18 protein-coding genes are annotated in these 20,182 nt (G+C 25.6%); all 18 read left to right on the top strand.

The features are described from left to right. Positions 1–35: 35 nt before the first annotated feature. Positions 36–485: a 50S ribosomal protein L9 gene (gene rplI / locus RDY08_RS07810; protein ID WP_307903811.1), complete on the top strand. Its 450-nt coding sequence runs from the start codon at positions 36–38 to the stop codon at positions 483–485. 4 nt (positions 486–489) lie between these two features. Further along, positions 490–2,403: a Lon family ATP-dependent protease gene (lonC, locus tag RDY08_RS07805; protein ID WP_307903810.1), complete on the top strand. Its 1,914-nt coding sequence runs from the start codon at positions 490–492 to the stop codon at positions 2,401–2,403. 56 nt (positions 2,404–2,459) lie between these two features. Continuing rightward, complete coding sequence (dnaB, locus tag RDY08_RS07800) at positions 2,460–3,791, top strand: replicative DNA helicase (RefSeq protein ID WP_307903809.1); 1,332 nt, start codon at positions 2,460–2,462, stop codon at positions 3,789–3,791. Positions 3,792–3,839: 48 nt separating this feature from the next. Next, positions 3,840–5,795 (top strand): glycoside hydrolase family 15 protein, encoded by a 1,956-nt coding sequence (locus tag RDY08_RS07795; protein ID WP_307903808.1) that lies wholly within the window; start codon positions 3,840–3,842, stop codon positions 5,793–5,795. A gap of 373 nt (positions 5,796–6,168) precedes the next feature. Next, positions 6,169–6,876 carry a virulence protein RhuM/Fic/DOC family protein gene (rhuM, locus tag RDY08_RS07790; protein ID WP_307903807.1) on the top strand — a complete coding sequence of 236 codons (708 nt, stop codon included), beginning with the start codon at positions 6,169–6,171 and terminating at the stop codon, positions 6,874–6,876. A gap of 28 nt (positions 6,877–6,904) precedes the next feature. Next, positions 6,905–9,175, top strand: coding sequence for an ABC transporter permease subunit (locus RDY08_RS07785; RefSeq protein ID WP_307903806.1), 2,271 nt, complete (start codon positions 6,905–6,907; stop codon positions 9,173–9,175). Between the two features lie 17 nt (positions 9,176–9,192). Continuing rightward, complete coding sequence (locus tag RDY08_RS07780) at positions 9,193–9,495, top strand: ArsR/SmtB family transcription factor (protein WP_307903805.1); 303 nt, start codon at positions 9,193–9,195, stop codon at positions 9,493–9,495. Beyond that, positions 9,492–11,177, top strand: coding sequence for an ABC-ATPase domain-containing protein (locus RDY08_RS07775; RefSeq protein WP_307903804.1), 1,686 nt, complete (start codon positions 9,492–9,494; stop codon positions 11,175–11,177). The genes RDY08_RS07780 and RDY08_RS07775 overlap by 4 nt, the downstream gene beginning before the upstream one ends. A 25-nt stretch (positions 11,178–11,202) precedes the next feature. Beyond that, positions 11,203–12,192 (top strand): virulence RhuM family protein/type II toxin-antitoxin system death-on-curing family toxin, encoded by a 990-nt coding sequence (locus RDY08_RS07770; RefSeq protein WP_307903803.1) that lies wholly within the window; start codon positions 11,203–11,205, stop codon positions 12,190–12,192. Next, the gene (locus tag RDY08_RS07765; protein WP_307903802.1) at positions 12,179–12,892 is read left to right on the top strand and encodes a class I SAM-dependent methyltransferase; all 714 of its coding nucleotides are present in this window, start codon (positions 12,179–12,181) and stop codon (positions 12,890–12,892) included. The genes RDY08_RS07770 and RDY08_RS07765 overlap by 14 nt, the downstream gene beginning before the upstream one ends. Before the next feature lie 38 nt (positions 12,893–12,930). Further along, on the top strand, positions 12,931–13,539 hold the full coding sequence (locus RDY08_RS07760) for a manganese efflux pump MntP (protein WP_307903801.1): 609 nt from the start codon (positions 12,931–12,933) through the stop codon (positions 13,537–13,539). Between the two features lie 50 nt (positions 13,540–13,589). Beyond that, complete coding sequence (locus RDY08_RS07755; RefSeq protein WP_307903800.1) at positions 13,590–14,921, top strand: DUF4139 domain-containing protein; 1,332 nt, start codon at positions 13,590–13,592, stop codon at positions 14,919–14,921. Between the two features lie 205 nt (positions 14,922–15,126). Further along, on the top strand, positions 15,127–15,588 hold the full coding sequence (locus RDY08_RS07750) for an RNA polymerase sigma factor (protein WP_307903799.1): 462 nt from the start codon (positions 15,127–15,129) through the stop codon (positions 15,586–15,588). Beyond that, on the top strand, positions 15,581–15,856 hold the full coding sequence (locus RDY08_RS07745; protein ID WP_307903798.1) for a hypothetical protein: 276 nt from the start codon (positions 15,581–15,583) through the stop codon (positions 15,854–15,856). Before RDY08_RS07750 ends, RDY08_RS07745 begins: the two co-directional genes overlap by 8 nt. Before the next feature lie 68 nt (positions 15,857–15,924). Next, positions 15,925–16,392 carry a hypothetical protein gene (locus RDY08_RS07740; RefSeq protein ID WP_307903797.1) on the top strand — a complete coding sequence of 156 codons (468 nt, stop codon included), beginning with the start codon at positions 15,925–15,927 and terminating at the stop codon, positions 16,390–16,392. A 77-nt stretch (positions 16,393–16,469) separates the two neighbouring features. Beyond that, a complete protein-coding gene (locus RDY08_RS07735) occupies positions 16,470–17,687 on the top strand; it encodes a TolC family protein (RefSeq protein WP_307903796.1) in 1,218 nt (405 codons plus the stop codon). A gap of 161 nt (positions 17,688–17,848) precedes the next feature. After that, a complete protein-coding gene (locus RDY08_RS07730; RefSeq protein WP_307903795.1) occupies positions 17,849–19,330 on the top strand; it encodes an efflux RND transporter periplasmic adaptor subunit in 1,482 nt (493 codons plus the stop codon). A gap of 49 nt (positions 19,331–19,379) precedes the next feature. After that, the gene (locus tag RDY08_RS07725) at positions 19,380–20,054 is read left to right on the top strand and encodes an ABC transporter ATP-binding protein (protein WP_307903794.1); all 675 of its coding nucleotides are present in this window, start codon (positions 19,380–19,382) and stop codon (positions 20,052–20,054) included. The last annotated feature ends 128 nt before the right edge of the window (positions 20,055–20,182 follow it).

The following is a 20,182-nucleotide window of genomic DNA, read 5'->3' as shown; positions in this document are numbered from 1 at the left end:
AAAAATAAGAATAAAAAATTAGGAGGTATTTAAAAATGGAAGTTATATTAAAAGCAGATATAAAAGGTGTTGGAAAAAAAGGCGAAATAAAAAAAGTAAAAGAAGGATATTTTAGAAATTTTCTTGCTCCTAAACAATTAGCAATAGAAGCTACAAAAGAGGAAAAAAATAAATTAGGAAAAGCAGCAGAAAAAGAAAGTAAAAAGAAAGCAAAAGAGGTGGAAAAAGCTAAAAAATTGGCAGAAACAATTAATGGGAAAGGATTACAAATAAAAGTAAGAACTGGTAAAGATGGTAAAATATTTGGTTCAATAACATCAAAAGATATAGAAAAAGCTTTGAAGGAAAATTTGAAATTTGAAATTGATAAAAAGAAAATAAAATTGGAAAAAGAGCATATAAAATCTGTTGGGAAATATAGTGCAGAATTAAAATTATATGCTGGAGTAAAAGCTAAAATAATAATTGATATAATCGGAGAGTAAGTTTATGGAAAATTTTTTTAACAAAATAGGTGTGAAGAATTTATTAAAAAAAAATGGAAAAGATTTCAATAAAAATTTTTATGAGAAGCAAGTAACTATATTATATGGAATGTTAGGAAATATATATGGTTCAAAAGAGATGGTATTAAAAGCAAGTCAATTAGGAGTTTTGCAAGAATTACAATCAGAAGAGATTTATAAAAAATTATATGCTTTATTAGTAGTAGCTAATGGGAAAAAAGATAATGTTGAGATGATATATGAAGAGGATGAAATTCCTGAATATATATCTGAAATAGAAAATAAAATAGCCGAAATATTATCATATAAAACAGTTGAAGCTGAGATTAATAAAAAAGTAAATGAACTTATGGAAAAAAAACATACAGAATTTATAAAAGAGATGAAAAAGAAAATATTGTCTGATGAATCAGGTCCAGAGACAGAATTTACTGAAAATAAGTATAATAATTTAGAAAAATTGGAAAATAGATATAATTTGAAAACTATAATGGAAATTTTAAGGCCAAAAGATATATCAGAGATAATAGGACAAGAAAAAGCTATAAAATCATTATTAACAAAATTAGCTACACCTTATCCACAACATGTTATTTTATATGGACCACCAGGAGTAGGGAAAACTACAGCTGCTAGGTTAGTATTAGATATAGTGAAAAATATAAAATATACTCCATTTTCAGAAGAATCACCTTTTATAGAGGTAGATGGAACCACATTGAGATGGGACCCTAGAGATATGGCTAATCCGTTAATTGGTTCTGTACATGACCCAATTTATCAAGGAGCACAAAAAGATTTTGCGGGCGATGGAATACCTGAACCAAAACCAGGTCTTGTAACAGATGCACATGGTGGAGTTTTATTTATAGATGAAATTGGAGAAATGGATGCACAATATCAAAGTAAATTATTAAAAGTATTAGAGGATAAAAGGGTTAATTTTGAATCAGCATATTATGATTCAGAAAATCCAAAAATACCAAAATATATAAAAAAACTGTTTAAAGATGGAGCACCAGCTGATTTCGTATTAATAGGAGCTACAACTAGGACTCCAAATGAGATAAATCCTGCAATTAGATCAAGAGTTGCAGAAGTTTATTTTCAGCCTTTGACAATGAAAAATATAGAAAATATTGTAGAGATAGCAGCAAAAAAATTAGATATAAAAATATCTGAAGATGCAAAAAAATTAATTGCAAATTATACTATAGAAGGAAGAAAAGCTATAAATATATTATCAGATGTGTATAGCTCAATATTATATAGTTTAAAGGATGAAGATGAGGTAACAAATATTAAAATAGAAAAAATAGATGTGGAAAATGTAATAAAAATTAATAGATTAAATCCTATTATTTCTAAAAAAGGGGATGACAGCCAAAAAGTAGGAAGAGTTTTTGGGCTTGGAGTTTCTAGCTATATGGGAAGTTTAATAGAATTTGAAGGAATAAAATTTGAAGCAGAAAAAGGCAAAGGAAATGTAAGATTTAATGAAACTGCAGGGAGTATGGCTAAAGATTCATTATTTAATGCATTAACTGTAGCAAGGGCAATAACTAAAAAAGATGTAAAAAATTATGATATACATATTAATATTATTGGTGGTGGAAAAGTTGATGGACCATCAGCAGGAGCAGCAATTACAGCATTAATAGTTAGTATATTAGATGATAGACCTATAAGGCAAGATGTGGCACTTACAGGTGAAATATCTATTCAAGGTGAAATAAAACCAATTGGTGGAGTAGTAGAAAAAATATATGGAGCTATACAGGGGAATATGAAAAAAGTATTAATTCCATATGAGAATAGAAAAGATGTTCCAAAAGATGTAGAAATTGAAGTTGTCATAGTAAAATCTATTGATGATGTTATAAGAGAACTAATGTAAGCGACGGATAACGTCGCTTATGTTTTTAGAAAATTTAGATAATTGTGGAGGGAAAAATGAGTCAAGAAAAACAAATACCATTTAATTTAGAAGCAGAAGAATCAATTATAGGAGGAATTTTAATAAAACCAGATGCATTAAGTAAAGTTGTAGATATAATTGCACCTGATGATTTTTATAAAGGAGCTCATAGAATAATTTATGATGAAATGTTAAAATTTTATGAAAAAGGTGAAGTTATAGATTCTTTATTATTAGCAGAAAGATTAAAAAAACAAGATAAATTAGAGCAAATAGGTGGAGAAGAAACACTTTATACACTTGCAGAAGCAGTGCCTACAGCAGCTAATATATTTAATTATGCAAAAATAGTAAAAGAAAAATCAACTCTTAGAAAAATAATAAATGTGGGGACTAAGATTGTTGAAATAGCATATGAAGGTTACGAAGAAGTTGATCAAATTTTAGATAAATCAGAAAATATGATTTTTAAAATAGCACAAAATAAGGAAAATAAAGAAGTAGTATCTGTAAAAGATTTAGTTGATGAAGAATTTAAAAGATTGGAAACAGTTTATGCTAATAAAGGAGAAGTTACAGGAATATCATCAGGATTTACTGAATTTGATAGAATGCTTTCTGGATTTCATCCATCGGATCTAATAATAATAGCTGCAAGACCAAGTATGGGAAAAACTGCATTTGCATTAAATCTAGCATTAAATGCAGGAGTTCATGAAGATAAAGGTGTATTAATATTTAGTTTGGAGATGTCAAATTCTCAAATATTTCAAAGATTAATAGCTGCAGATGCAAGAGTTCAATTAAATAAAATAAGAAATGGATTTCTTCAACCTGAAGAGTGGCAAAAGCTAGGGATTTCAACAGGTAGACTAGCAGAGTCACCAATATATATAGCGGATGTTCCAAATGTAACTGTAATGGAGATAAGAACTATAGCAAGAAGATTAAAAGCTGAAAATAAATTAGATATGATATTAATTGATTATTTACAATTAATAAGCGGAAGAAGTGGGGGCGGAGAAAGCAGGCAACAAGAAATCTCAGAAATATCTCGTTCTTTAAAAGGATTGGCAAGAGAATTAGATGTTCCAGTTATAGCATTATCTCAATTATCAAGAGCACCAGAGCAAAGATCAGATAGAAGACCAATGCTTTCTGATTTGAGAGATTCGGGAGCTATAGAACAAGATGCAGATGCGGTTATATTCTTATATAGAGATGATTATTATAATGAAGATAGCGAATTAAAAGGGATTGCAGAGATAATTATAGGAAAACAAAGAAATGGTCCAGTTGGAACTGTACATCTTAGATTTTTTAATGAAATTACTAAATTTGAAAATTATACTATGAGGGAAGAATAGAGAAGATAATTAATAATAATAATTGTTAATCAAAAAAGGGGTGATATTGTGGCTAGAGAGATTGTTCTTGGAAATGAAAATTTGATCTTAACTTATGATTCTAATTTATGTATTCGAGATATATATTTCCCTCATATTGGGGAGGAAAATCATCTTGAAGAGGACAAAAATAGGATAGGATTTTGGGTAGATGGTAAATTTTCTTGGGTAGATGAAGAATGGGAAAAAAATATAAAATATATGAAGGATTCTTTAGTATCAGATATTGTCGCAAGTACAGAATATTTGAATATAAAAATCAGAGAAAAATCAACAGTACATTATAAAAAGAATATTTTTTTGAGAAAAATTGAAGTTGAAAATTTAAATAAAGAAGATAAAGAGATTATGGTGTTTTTTCATCATAATCTAAAATTATATGGAAAAAATAAAAATAATACAGGGCTTTATGATCCAATTACAAAGGGGATAATTCAATATAAAAAAAGAAGATATTTTATTTTTAATGGGATGGTAGATGGACAGTCAATGTATGAATATAACATAGAGAATATTACATTAGGAGAAGGATATAATTATAAAGATGCAGAAGATGGTAAATTAGAGATGAATTCAATTGCACAAGGAAGAATAAATAGTTTATTTAGTTTGAAAACTTTTATAAAAGCTAATTCTAAAAAAACTTTTTATTATTGGATAGGTGCAGGGAAAAATTTTGAAGATATGAGAGAATTAAATAATTTTGTATTAAGTAGAGGGATAGAAAATTTAATAGAAGAAACAGATAATTTTTGGAAAAATTTTATAAATAAGAGGGAACTTGATTTTAGTAATTTAGATTATAAATTTAAAGATTTATTTAAAAAAAGTATAATGGTTATAAAAAGTCATATTAATGAAAATGGAGCATTAATAAGTTCTGTTGATTATGAACATGTTCAATTTAATAGAGATACATATAATTATATATGGCCAAGAGAAGCCGCTTTAGGAGCAATGGCTTTGGATGAAGCAGGATATACAGAAGTTAGTAGGAGAATATTTAAATTTTTAACTAGCGTGATAACAAAAGGTGGTTTTTTTTGGAATAAATATCATTCAAATGGATCTATGGCTTCTAGTTCACATTCTTGGATAGTAAAAGGAGAGTTACAGCTTCCAATACAAGAAGATCATACATCTATGCTATTAATCGCATTATATAAACATTATAAAATATCAAAAGATATGAAGTTTATAGAAGATATTTATGATGATTTGATAGAACCATCATTAAATTTCTTAGTGGAGTATATTAATGAAGGAACTAAAATGCCATTTTCGAGTTATGATATTTGGGAAGAAAAAAAAGGGATACATTTTTATACAATAGCTTCAATATATGAAGCATTAGTAGTTTCAAAAGAGTTTATAGAAATTTTTGATAGAGATGGATTAAGAGAAAAAATTGATAAATCTATAAATTATTTGGATAATTTATTTGAAAAATTTTGGATTGAAAAAGAAAAAAGATTTGTAACAACTATTACAGAGAATGGAGATAGAGAAGATAAAAAGGATATTAAATATGATAGTAGTATGTTATTAACTTTGTTATTTGATAATTTTTATGATAAATATAAAGAGAGATTATTATTAACTTCTGAAAAAACAGTAGATAAATTATGGATAAAAAGTGAAATTGGTGGAATGGCAAGATTTAATAATGATAGGTATCATCAATTAACAAGAGATATAAAAAATATACCTGGAAATCCTTGGGTATATACAACATTATTAGCAGGATTTTATTATTTGAAAATAGATAACTTTGAAAAAGTTAAAGAGATATTAGAATGGGCAGAAGATAAAACTTTAGATTCAGGAATTTTAGCAGAGCAAGTACATCCTCATACTGGAGAATCAATTTCAATAGCACCTTATATATTAAGCCATTCTATGTATATTTTGTTAGTAAATGAATATGTGAAAAAGACAGGAAAAAAATTAATAGGGAATGTTTAAAAAATTACTAGGGGCAATTTATTTTTGTCTATAATCTTATGGATATGGGATTTTGGGGTAGATTCAGAGTAATGTCATCAAGCTAAGAACTGGGCTTGCCAACGGCAAGCCCCTACAGTATTAATTTATTTTATAATGTAGGGGTTTTGCCGTTGGCAAACCCGATATAAAATTATAAATTGTCATTAACTTGACGACATTGTGCCGTTGGCACGCCCAGATAATCTATGAAAGAATTGGCCTTGAAAAAAATTAAATACAGGAGAATATAAAAGTGGGAAATAAAGATATAATATTGTATAAAGCAGATGATGGAACTGTTTCTGTTGATGTAAATTAAAAAAAAGATACAGTTTGGTTAAGCCAAAAGCAGATGGCTGAGTTATTTGGAAAAGATAGAACAGTAATTACAAGACATATAAATAATATTTTTAAAGAAGGAGAACTAGATAAAAATTCAGTTAGTGCAAATTTTGCACATACTGCCAGTGATAGGAAAGTATATGATACTTTATACTATAATCTTGATGTAATAATATCAGTTGGATATAGAGTAAAATCAAAAAGAGGTACTCAATTTAGAATATGGGCTACTAATTTATTAAAACAACATTTAATAAAAGGATATACAATAAATGAAAAAAGATTAAAAGAACAAAATCAAAAATTATTAGATTTGCAGAGTACAATAAGAATACTTGAAAGAACAGTTGAGACTAAAAAAGTTGATTTGGAAGAAGCTAAAGGGCTTTTAAAAGTAATTTCTGATTATACTTATGCACTTACAATACTTGATGAATATGACCATCAAGAAGTTAAAATGAGAGATACAAGTAAAAAAGAGGCATATCTTTTAAATTATGAAGAAGCAATGAATGTAATAGAAAGTATGAAAAATGAATTCACAACTGATTTATTTGGAAATGGGAAAGATGAATCATTTAAGAGTTCTCTTGGAGCAATATATCAAACAGCTTTTGGGGAAGAAGTTTATCCAAGTATTGAGGAAAAGGCAGCAAATCTTCTATACTTTATTGTGAAAAATCATTCATTTAGTGATGGAAATAAAATTTTTATATAAAATAATTTTATAAAATGGGAGGAAGTTAATGAATTTGAATGGAAAAAGATCAAAAAAATTTATGCTGTTTTTTCTTCTTTTCCTTGTTTTTTCTTTTCTACTGAGATGGCATGCTACTATTAAACTTGGAATTGATTTTGATGAAAATGTGTATGTACCAATTGCAAAAAAATATGCTGATTATTTGAAATTAGGAGATTTTTATAAGATTATAACTTTTAAAGAGAATATAGAGCATCCTATTTTGATTAAATTAATATATGGAATAGGGATATATTTAGCAAGTCTATTTGGAATGGATGTTACAACATTTATTGCACAGATTAATATATCAAGAATTATATCCGTTTTATTTTCTGTAGCACATCTTGCTCTTATATATCTAATAAATCCAATTGCAGGAATATTTATGGCAGTTTCAACCTGGCAAATAAAATATTCAGCAGAAGCAATGTTAGATAGTGGAGCTACATTTTTTGCTACTTTAGCAATACTTGCTTTTATTAAAATGAATGGTAAAAAATTTGATAAATATTTTTTGATTTCAGCTATGGCTATAGGAATGGCTTTTGCATCAAAATATATAACTGCAACAACTGCAATAACAATATTGCCATTTTTATTTATAAAAACGAAAAAGAATAGAAAACTGTTTTTTATATATGGAATAGTGGCATTTGCAACATTTTTTATTTTTGATCCTATATTATGGACAGATACATTTCATAGGCTGAAAGAATCAATACTTTTTCATAAAAATTATTCTACTGGGGAATTTGTAAAAAAAGCAGGATTTCCTTTTTATATGCAAATGATATGGCTTTTACAAAGTGTTCCATGGAAGCCATTTAATGCTTTTTTTATAAGAATAGATTCTTTGATTTTTATTGGAGCTGTATTTGGAGCAAAAGCTCTTTATAAAAAAAATCGAATTTTAGGGACATGGTTTTTTGTAAATGCAATATTTTTAATTATTTATCCTACAAAATGGCCACAATATACACTTATTTTTATACCTGTAATGAGTATCGCTGCTGCAGAATTTTATTCAAAATTATATATAAAATTAAAAGAATTATATATAGAAAAAATTGAAGATAATATAGAAAATAAATCTGGTAGGAAATGGTTATATGTGATAATATTTGGTTGGAGTGTAATTTTATATAGCATTTATAATATAATAATAAGTGTAATGAAAGCACAAAATATGGTGAAAAGTGAAAATTCAGTTATGCCATTTATATTTATAATGTTAGGGCTTGCAGTAGTTTTTATTGGAACTGTAAAATTAATTAAATTTATGACAAAAGAAAAGATTGAAAAATATAAAAAAGCTTCTCTTGCATATAAATTTATTTTTCCAGCAATATTAGGAACTATAATTTTAACTTTATTCCCTGTAATATTATCAATATATTTATCTTTTACAGATTATTCATTAGAAACAGGTTATGCTAATTTTAATTTTATTGAACTTGGGAACTATATGTGGATATTACTTAATAAAGACTCTATATTTTGGAATGTAGCTTTTATGACTTTATGGTGGAGTATATGGAATATACTATTTGGATTGGGACTTGGATTAGGGTTAGCTCTTATATTAAATAAAAAAACGCTTAGATTTAGAAGATTTTATATAAGTATATTAATGATAACTTGGGCAATTCCAAGTTATATAACTGCATATATGTGGAAAATAATTTTAAATAAAAAATATGGTATTTTTAATATGATATTAGCTCCATTTTTATCTATATTTGGAATAGGCAAAGTAGATTGGTTAAATAGATCATTTATAAAAGTAGATGATGTAATTAAAATACCAATATTGCGAGATATTATAGGAACGGTTTTCGCGACACAAGGATATTTTGTTTCATTGCCATTTTTCTCAGCAACAGTTGTAAATATATGGCTTAGTTTTCCATTTTTAATGATAGTTTCTTTGTCAGGATTAAAATCAATTTCAGATGAATATTATGAAGCTTCTAGTATAGATGGAGCTACAAAATGGCAACAATTTAGGCATATAACATTACCATTATTAAAACCTGTTATAATGCCAGGAGTTATTTTAAGTATAATATGGACATTTAATCAATTTAATGTAATAAACATATTAAGAAGTAGAAAAAGCAATATGACAATATTAATGGAGCTTAATTATTGGCCTTTTAGAGAAGGATGGTATGGGTATGCAGCTGCATTTTCAATAATAGTATTTATAATTTTGATGTTTTATGTTAAAATTGTAATGAGGTTTTTTAAGGAAGAGAATTATAAAAAAATATAAAAATAAAGGAGATAAAAATGAAAGAAGAGATAATTACAAAAATGTTTAAAGCTTTGGGGCATCCACTTAGATATAAAATTGTAAAGTTATTATCAGAAGAGCCTAAATGTGTATGTGAAATAGAACCAGAATTAGATTTTAGTAAACCTAATTTATCACAACATTTAAAGATATTAAAAGAGGCAGGAATAATTATTGGGAAAAAAAGAGGATTAAATATATATTATAGAATAAAAAATTCAGAAATGAAAAGAATTATAAAATTAGGTGAAAATTTTTATGCAGAATATATAAAAGATTTAAAAGGAGAAGAGGAATGAAAAGGCTTAATACAAAATTAAGAGAGATAGATGGCAAAGGTTATAGAGCATACAAAGATATAAAAGGAAGATATAATTTTAATGATTATATTTTGGAAATAATTAAAGTTCAAGGAGATCCATTTGCATCTCCTTCATTACTTAAAGTAGAGATAGATTTAAAAAAATATGGATATAATAGTGAAATGTATTCAAATATTTCAAAAAAAGTAGCATTTGAAGATTATGTAAGTAGAGTTTTTGAAAAAGCAATTTGGAAAGAAGCAAAAGGTAAAAGAGGAACAGGTAAAAGCGGGGCTATATTTATTTATAGAAATGGGCAAGAGATATTAAAAAGAAGTTCTGTGGAAATAGAAAATGATATATTGCAAATTAGATTTTATATGGGATTGCCTGCTGCAGGGAGAAGAGTTTTATCAAAAGAGGCTAAAGAGATGATTTTTGTAGAGTTACCTAATGTTGTAAAATATTTAAAAAAAGAAAAAGTTGGATATGAAAATTTAACAAAACATATAAAGGTAAATGAAAGAAGTGATTATATTAGAGAAGAGATAAAAAAAAGAAAATTAGTTGCATTTATTGCAAATGAATCAATATTACCAAGAGAGAGTGGAGTTAGTGAGAAGCCGTTAAAAAATGCTATAAAATTTATGTCTCCAAAAGAATTTGAAATTGAATTGGAACTACAAAATGGAGATAAAATAAAAGGGATGGGAATAAAAGAAGGGATAACAATTATAACTGGCGGTGGATTTCACGGAAAAAGTACTTTATTAGATGCAATTGAAAAAGGGATATATAATCATATACCTAATGATGGTAGAGAAATGGTGATAACAAATTATAATGCAGTAAAAATAAGAGCAGAAGATGGAAGAGGAATATCAGGAGTAGATATAACTCCATTTATAAATAATTTGCCATATGGGAAAAGTACAGAAAATTTTTATACAGAAAATGCAAGTGGATCAACTTCGCAAGCTGCTAATATAATAGAAAGTATGGAATTAGGTGCAGAACTATTATTAATTGATGAAGATACATCAGCTACAAATTTTATGATGAGAGATGTAAAAATACAAGAGATAATAAAAAAAGAAAAAGAACCAATAACTCCATTTGTAGAGAGAATTCAAGCAATGTATGAAAAAAGTGGAATATCTACAATTGTTGTAGTTGGTGGATTAGGAGATTATTTTGATATTGCAGATACAGTTTTAATGTTGGATGAGTATAAAGTAAAAGATATAACAAAAGAAGCTAAGGCTGTAATAGAAAAATATAAAGACTATTCAATAACAAAAGAAATTTTGGATGAAGAGGTAAAAGTTAGAAATAGATATTTGGATATAAAAAATATTGGAAAAATTATAGAAAAAAAAGATAAAATCAAAAGTAGAGATTTGGATGAAATAATTATAGGGACAGAAGAAGTTGATTTGAGATATCTGGAACAACTTGTAGAAAAGGGACAAGTTGAATTTATTGGAAATGTGATAAAATATATAATAAATAAAAATAGTGGAAAATTATTATTAAAAGATATTTTGCAAAAGATAGAAGAAGAGATAAATTCTCAAAATATAACTAAATTTTTAAAATATGAAAGTGGGAATATGGTATTTGCAAGGAGATTTGAGATAGGGGCTACGATAAATAGAATTAGGAAGAGGATATTTTAAGAATTAGAGAGAAGGTGAAATTAATATGGAGAATAAAGAGGTAATGTTTTATAAAACAGATGATGGGGATATTTCTATTGATGTTAATTTAAAAGAGGAGACTGTATGGCTAAGTTTAAATCAAATTTCTGACTTATTTGAAAGAGATAAATCAGTAATTTCGAGACATATAAGAAATATTTATAATAGTGAAGAGTTAATGAGAGATTCAACTGTTGCATTTTTTGCAACAGTTCAAAGTGAAGGCGGAAGAGAAGTAAAAAGAGAAATAGAATATTTTAATTTAGATTTAATTATTTCAGTAGGTTATAGGGTGAATTCAAAAAGAGGTACTCAATTTAGAATTTGGGCAACAAATCTATTAAAACAACATTTGATAAACGGATATACAATAAATGAAAAAAGACTAAAAGAACAAAATCAAAAGTTAAAAGATTTGCAAACTACAATGAAAATATTAAATAGAACTATTGAAAATCAAAAAATAGAATTAGGAGAAGCAAAAGGTCTTTTAAAAGTAATTTCCGAATATACATATGCTCTTACTATACTTGATGAATATGATCATCAGATATTACAAATTGGAAAAACTACAAAAAAAGAAGCGTATATATTAAGATATGAAGAAGCAATGAAAGTAATAGAAAGTATGAAATCAGAATTTCCAAGTGATTTATTTGGTAATGAAAAAGATGATTCCTTTAAAGGTTCATTAGGGGCAATTTATCAAACGGCTTTTGGAGAAGAAGTATATCCAAGTATAGAGGAAAAAGCATCTAATTTGTTATATTTTGTTGTGAAAAATCATTCCTTTTCAGATGGGAATAAAAGAATTGCAGCTGCAATATTTATATATTTTATGAGAATTAATAATATAATTTATAAGGAAGATGGGAGCAAAAGAATAGCTGACAATGCACTTGTGGCTATTACACTTATGATAGCAGAAAGTAGACCGCAAGAAAAAGATATTATTGTGAAAGTGTTGGTGAATTTGATAAATGAAGATAATTGAAATGAAAGAAAAAAAGAAAATTGACAAAATAAAAAATCATTTTGAAGAAGAGGCTAAAGAGTTTGATGGAATAATACTGAAATTGATTCCATTTTATAAAGAAATGCTTGAAGCATTAATTTTATCTATACCTTTTGAGAAAAATAGTGAAATAGAGGTTATAGATTTAGGATGCGGAACAGGTAATATACTTGATAAAGTAAAAAAACAATTTCCTAATGCTAAATTAACTGCGGTTGATTTGTCTAAAAATATGATAGAGATGACTAAAATCAAGTTGGAAAAATATAATGATGTCGATTATTATGTTGGAGACTTCTATAATTTCGAATTTTTAAAAAAATATGATGTTATATTATCTTCACTAGCATTACATCATTTGGTAACAGACGAGGATAAAAAAATATTTTATAACAAAATCTATAATGCTTTATCTCAAAATGGAGTGTTTTATAATGCAGATGTAGTTTTAGGTTCTAATTATAAAGTTCAAGATGTTTATATGAATAAATGGATAGAATTTATGAAAAAAAGTTGTTCGATTGATGAGATAGAAAATATTTGGTTAGAAAAATATCAAGAAGAAGATAGCCCAACTACATTGATAAATCATTTGAATTGGCTTGAAGAAATAGGGTTTAAAGATATTGATGTAATATGGAAATATTATAATTACTCTGTTTATGGTGGAAAAAAATAGTTAGATATAAAAAAGTAGTTTTGGTGAATTTTATAGATGTGAACATTATTAAAAATGTTCCTAATTACAAATGTGATTTAGAAAGGATTATGATTATGAGCTTAGTTTCAATTTTATTAATAGCGATAGGGCTAGCAATGGATGCTTTTGCAGTTTCGATTTCAAGTGGAATTGCAATAAAAAATTTAAAAATAGGACATTCTATAAAAATAGGTAGTTTTTTTGGAGTGTTTCAGGCTATAATGCCAATTTTAGGATGGCTTGCAGGGAATAGTTTTGTGAAATATGCTGGTAAATATTCAAGATGGGTTGCATTTTTATTGTTGCTTTTTATTGGAGGTAAAATGATTTATGAATCATTTGTAATAGAGGAATCAGAAGCTAAAAAAGATGTTTTGAGTATGATAAATTTATTATTATTGGCAATAGCTACTAGTATAGATGCTTTAGCAGTGGGAGTAACATTTTCATTATTAAAAATAGATGTAATGGAGCCATCTGTGATAATTGGGATAGTTACATTTTTCATCTCTGTAATTGGTGTATATCTTGGGAATAAATTGGGTGATTTATTTGGAAATAAAATAGAGATTATAGGTGGGATTATATTAATCGGAATAGGTGTGAAGATATTGGTTGTAGGGTAGTTCCTTATTTCAAAAGCATTATAAAAATAAATTAAAATGGAGGCGTAACAATGAAAAGAATATTAATATTATTAATGATTATCAGTAATATGGCATTTGCAGAATATAGTTCTACTTCAAAAGATATCCAAGAAAACAGTTTAACAATATATAATGGTGGCTTTGGATTAGTTAGGGAAATTAGAGATAGTTCAAATATTTCAAACAGCGAGAAGATTATAAATTATTTAGATGTAGCTCAAAAAATAGAGCCTGATTCTATAATTGTTAACGGAGTTAATATTTTATCTTTAAATTATGAGTATGATTTAGTTAGTATGAATAAATTATTAGAAAAATATATAGGCGAAGATGTAATATACACAAAAAATAAGTCTAAAATAAACTGTACTTTATTAAGTGTAAAAGGCGGAATAGTTTTAAAAGATAAAAAAAGCGGTGAAATATATCTTGGAGTTGGGGTAGATAAAATAATACTTCCTAAAATGATAGAAGGATTAAGATTAAAACCAGCATTAATCTGGGATATTGAAGAGGGAACTTCTAGTAATGAATTAGAAGTATCTTATTTGACAAAGGGAATAAAATGGGAAGCAAATTATGTTATAAATTTAGAAAATAAGAGACTAAATTTAATTGGATGGGTAAATATAAATAATAATTCTGGAAAAGATTATAAAAATACAAAATTAAAATTAATAGCAGGAGATGTAAATAGAGCTAATAATAATGAAGGGTTATTTTTAATGAAAAGAAGTATGCTTGCTTCAAATTCTCCAAAAGACAATTTTAAAGAAAAAAGTTTTTTTGATTATCATATGTATACTTTAAATAGAAATTTGAATGTAAAAAACAATCAATCAAAACAAATAAAATTTATAAGTGGAAATAATATTAAATATAAAAAATATTATTCATATAGTAATACAAATAAAGAGACAAAAGTTATAGTTTCATTTGAGAATAGTAAAAATAATGGATTGGGAATAGCATTTCCAAAAGGGAAAATAAAGATATATAAAAAAGATTTAGAAGATAATAGCAGTGAATTTGTTGGAGAAGATAGAATAAATCACACTCCAAAAGATGAAAATATAAAAGTTGTAGCAGGAAAAGTCTTTGATGTTAAGGTTGAATATAAAGAGATTAATTATAAAAAGATATCTAAAAGAATATATGAAAAAACTATAAAATATACAATAAAAAATCATAAAAATGAAAAAATAAAAATAAATATAGAGCATAGTTTGTATGGCGATTGGGAAATGTTGAATTCTAATACAAAGTATGTTAAAGATAGTATTAAAAAAATTATTTTTCCAATAGATATAAATAGAGACTCTACTTATGTTTTGAAATTTACTTATAGGGTGAAAAGGTAGTTGAATTTATTAAAAAGTTAATGTTAGTGTGTTAAGAATTTTAATTAGAGGCATAGACCTCATCCCCCGTCCCCTTCTCCTAATTTAGGAGAAGGGGAGAAATAAAAATCCTGAAAAAAAAATCAGGATTTTTATTTTTTTTAATAACTTTTTTGGAATTTCATGCGTCTAATAAAGTGTAAGAGATAAAAAATTGGAGGAATTAATGAAATACAATTTTGATGATATATATGATGAATATTTTGATAGAATATTTAACAAAGTATATTCAATGGTTAATAATGAAAAAGATGCAGAAGATATAGTTCAAAATGCTTTTATATCTGTATATAAAAATTTGAAAAAATTTAACAAAAAATCAAATATATATACTTGGATATATAAAATAGCTATAAACAAAACTTATGATTTTTTTAGGAAGAAAAAAGAGGAGTTTGAATTAAAAGATAATCATATTTGTGATGATGTAGAAATAATTGATGATTTAATATTTATAAATAAAAAGATAGATGAATTAGACGAAGAAAATAAAAAGATAGTTGTACTTCATACAATTTATGGATATAAATTTCGTGAAATAGGAAAACTTTTAAAAATGAAATTGTCTACTGTAAAAGCTAAATATTATAAAGCATTAAATTTAATGGGAGGCGAGATAAATGGATAGAAAAGATAGAATAAAAATAAATATATATAAAGAATTACTAGAAGAGGAAAAAGCAAAGAATAGATTATATAAAAGAGGAATAGTATCGATGCTTTTATTTCTTGTAGTTACAGTTGGATATTTTGGAAATAATTTTAGAACAAATATTGAAGGGAAAAATTTAGCTTATGTGGCGACTTTATATCAAGAAAATGTAAATTTGGAAGATACAGTAAATGTAAATTTAGGAACAAAGCAAAGCATATATGATGATTTATTAGGTTTATAACTAAAATTTTAAATTGTTGCCGGCAAATATTTGAAATTTTATAAAATAAAAATTAGGAGATGATAAAGATGAAAAAGAGTTTAGTAGTATTAATAGGAGTTTTGTTGTCAGCATTTAGTTTTTCTGCAGGTTTGGAAAATATTCCAAAAGATGTATTTATAAAAGCAGGAGTTAGTGAAGCAAATATAGAAAAAGCATTAGATCTGTCGAAATTAGCAAAAATTGAAATAGAAAAAAATCAAATAGAAGCTAAAAAAGTAGATTTAGATATTAAATATTTACTTTTAGATGAAACTAAAGATTGGGTTAAAATAGAAAATTTAATGAAAAAATCATCAGGATATAGAATAAAAGCTAAAATAAAAATTTTGAAAGTAAAAGAAGAATTAAAAAAATATATAACTGAAGCACAATTTAAAATGATATTTAGAGAAATGAGACAAAGAAATGATAAAAGAATGAAATTTCAAAAGAAAAGAAAAGGAAATAGACCTAAAAGAGGCAATGAACCTAAAAGAGTTAAAAGAGCATATTAATATTCGTATAAAATAGAGGAGCAAGTAGCTCCTCTATTTCGATATTATATTTAAAACAGAAGAAAGGAGAAAATAAAATGAAAAAATTGATTATATTAATATTAATTTTAGTAATAACTTTATTTACATATAGTAAAGAAGTTACATATGAGATATTGGTAAATAGTGCTATGAAAAACAATAGTACAATAAAAGTTAAAGATTTAGAATTAAAAAAAATATCAAATAATCTAAAAATCATAAATACTGATAATTTTCCAACTATTAAACTTAGTGATAGAGTAAACAAAGATGAAAATAGGGAGAAATTAAATTATTCTAATTCAATTTCATTAGATAAAAAAATATTTGATGGAGGATTAAAAAAATATAACAAAAAAAAAGAGAATGTAAATATACAAATGAAAAATATAGAAATTTCTAAAGAAAAAAAACAAATTAAATATGAAATATTAGTAAATTATTTGGATATATTAAAATATAAAAATCAAAAAAATATTTATGAGAATTCATTAAAAGAATTAGAAAAAGAACAAGAAAAGCAAAAATTGTTATATAAAGAAAAAGCAGGAAAAAAACAAGATTTACTAACTATTGAAACTGAAATATTAGATGTAAAAGCTAATATGATAAAAAATAATAGTAATTATTTAATAACAATAGAAGAATTAAAAAGGATAACAGGAGAAAATGAAGAGATAGAATTAAAAAATATTGAGTATGAAAAGATGTATATAGATTTAGAAAAAGATATAGAAAATTATAAAAAGAGTAGCGATGATATAAAGAATATAAATTTGCAGAATGATATAAATATGTTGGATAAAAAAATTATAAAAAGTAAAGATTATCCTGTAGTAAGTTTTAATGCTAATTATTCGTCAAATTCTGACGAACTTTCTAAAATTTTTAAAGATTGGGATTGGAGTTTAGGGGTTAGTTTAAGTTATGATATATTTGATGGCGGAAAGAAAAAAATTGAATATGAAAATAGCGATATAACAGGGAAAATAAATAAGATGAATTCAGATGAAATTATTAAAGAGAATATTATAGCAATAAAGAAAAAGTATTATGAATTAAAAAATGATGAATTATTAATAGAAAATCAAAATAAGAAAATAGAAGGATTGGAGGAAAATTATAAAATTGTAAAAATACAATATGAATATGGAGTAGAAGATATAAATACATTTTTAAAAATAAAAAATGATTTGGAGAATTCTAAGATTAATTTGATTAATTTGAAATTAGATTACATTTTAAAATATGCAGAATATAGAATGGGACTTTAGGGTGATAGCTTAAAGATAAAATCAAAAAAATTGCAAAAAAAAGAAAAAAGATTGAAACTACGAATGACATTAGTGTTAACGAATTTAAAAGATTTTATTCGAGGTAATTCGGTATATTCGTGGTTAAAGAACGTTTAAAAAATAAAGAAGGAGTGAGAAAATTGAAAAAAATATCGATATTTGTAGTAATTTTGATTATTTTAGGAAGTGGATATTTCTACATTCAAAAAAACAGTAAAAATAGTAAGAATAGCTCTAAAATAAAAGATGTTGTAGTAGAAAAAGCTAAAAAAGGAGATTATTTAGAAACAATAAAAGTAGATGGAGTTGTAGAAGTAAAAAATGTAGTTAATGTGTATTTAGCTCAGGCAGAAACAGCAAAAAAAATCTTTGTAGAAGTTGGAGATAGAGTAAAAAAAGGGGATATTTTAGTAACATTTAATCCATATGATAGGAATTTAGTATTAAGAAATATAAAGAGAATAGAATTAGATATAGAAAATGAAAAAGCTAAATTAAAAGAATATAATTATGAAGTTAATAATACAGCAGTATTAAAAAAGGAGAAATCAATAGAAGATTTAAAGGATAGTATAACAACAAATGAAGAAAATTTAAGAATAAAGAAATTAGAAAAAGAAACTTTAGTTGCTCAACTTGAAACAAAAAATAAAGATTATGAAGTAAAGAAAAAATTATTGGAAATAGGTGGAATTAGTCAATTAGATGTTGAAAATTTGGGGAATGATATAAAAAGTTTAGAAGGAAATATTGAGAAAAAAGTTACTGACATAAAAGAAAACAGTAAAGGAATAGAACAATTAAAAAAAGATATAAGTTTAAATGAAAAAGAGTATAATGATTTGATAAAAAGTTATAATTTAGATACATTAAAGCAAAAAAATAGTATTATAATTTCTAAAAATAATATAGAAAAACTTGATCTAAATTTGAAAGATGCTAAAGAAAATTTAGATAGATATATATTGCAAATAACAGCTCCTGTAGATGGGGTTGTTACAGATGTAAAAATCGATGAAAATGCTAAAATAAATACTAATCAAAATATAATGACAATTGAGGATATGAATTCTAAAATAATTACAGCAAATGTAATAAGTACAGAGATAAAAGATGTTAAGGTTGGGCAGAAAGCTAATGTAACTTCTGAAAGTTTGAAATCAAATAAAAAAATTGTAGGAGTAATTACAAAAATATCAGAAATAGCAGAAAAAGAGAGTGGTTCTGGATATACTGATATTGTGGTTCCTATAGAAATAAAATTTAATGATGGAGAAAATTTAAAACCTAATTATGAAGTTAATTGTGAGATAATTACAAAGCAGAAAAAAAATGCGTTATTAGTTTCAGCATTTGCAATTCAAAATGAGGGGAATAAAGCATTTCTGTTTACGTTAAAGAATGGAGTTGCAAAAAAACAATATATAAAAGTAATAGATAAAAATGATTTTGTGGCTAATATAAAAGGAATAAATGAAAAAGAAAGAATAATTGTCAATCCATCAGGATTAATAGATGGTGAAAGGGTGAATCCAGTTTCTCATATAAGAAGTAAGATTAAGAGTAAAAAAAGAAGTAGTAATAAAAATAGTAAGAATAATTTTCAAGGGCCTCCAAGGTAAGAGATTATAATAAGATTAAAAAAATCAAATAATAATTGAGGTGATGAAAATGATAAAATTAAAAGGGATAGAAAAAGATTATAAAATGGGAGATATAATTTTAAAAGCGTTAGATAGAGTTAGTATAAATATAGATAAAGGGGAATTTGTATCAATAATAGGTAGTAGTGGAAGTGGCAAATCAACTCTTATGAATATATTAGGCTGTCTTGATGTTCCAACTAAAGGAGATTATTATTTAGATAATGAAGATGTATCAAAATTAAATGATAATCAATTAGCTATAATCAGAAATAAAAAAATAGGTTTTGTATTTCAATCATTTAATTTGCTGGCTAAATTAAATGCACTTGAAAATGTAGAGTTACCAATGGTTTATGGCGGAGTACATTTAAAAACTAGAATAAAAAAAGCAAAAGAAGCACTTGAAAAAGTAGGGCTGACAGATAGGATGCATCACAAACCAAATGAATTAAGTGGTGGACAAAGGCAAAGAGTTGCAATAGCAAGAGCAATAGTAAATAATCCTAAAATAATATTAGCAGATGAACCTACAGGAAATTTGGATTCAAAATCTGAAATAGAGATAATGGAAATATTTAAAAAATTAAATAATGAAGGAGCAACTATAATAATGGTAACTCATGAGCAGGAGATAGCAAAAAATTCTAAAAGGATAATAACTGTAAAAGATGGATTGGTAATAGGAGATAATAAAATATAAGAAGCTTATTTTTTAAACGTTCATAAGAATAAGATAATGGAATTTAGGAAAGAGTTAGAAGAGGTGGAAGCAATGTTTTAAAATGCTAAGAATTATAGGTATTTTAAGAGTTTTAGACTTTCTAAGAG

This window comes from Haliovirga abyssi, from assembly GCF_030295325.1.
In the GTDB taxonomy this organism is placed as follows: Bacteria; Fusobacteriota; Fusobacteriia; order Fusobacteriales; family Haliovirgaceae; genus Haliovirga; species Haliovirga abyssi.
Note: the sequence above shows the minus strand (reverse complement) of the source record. Positions and strands in the feature narration are given on the sequence as shown.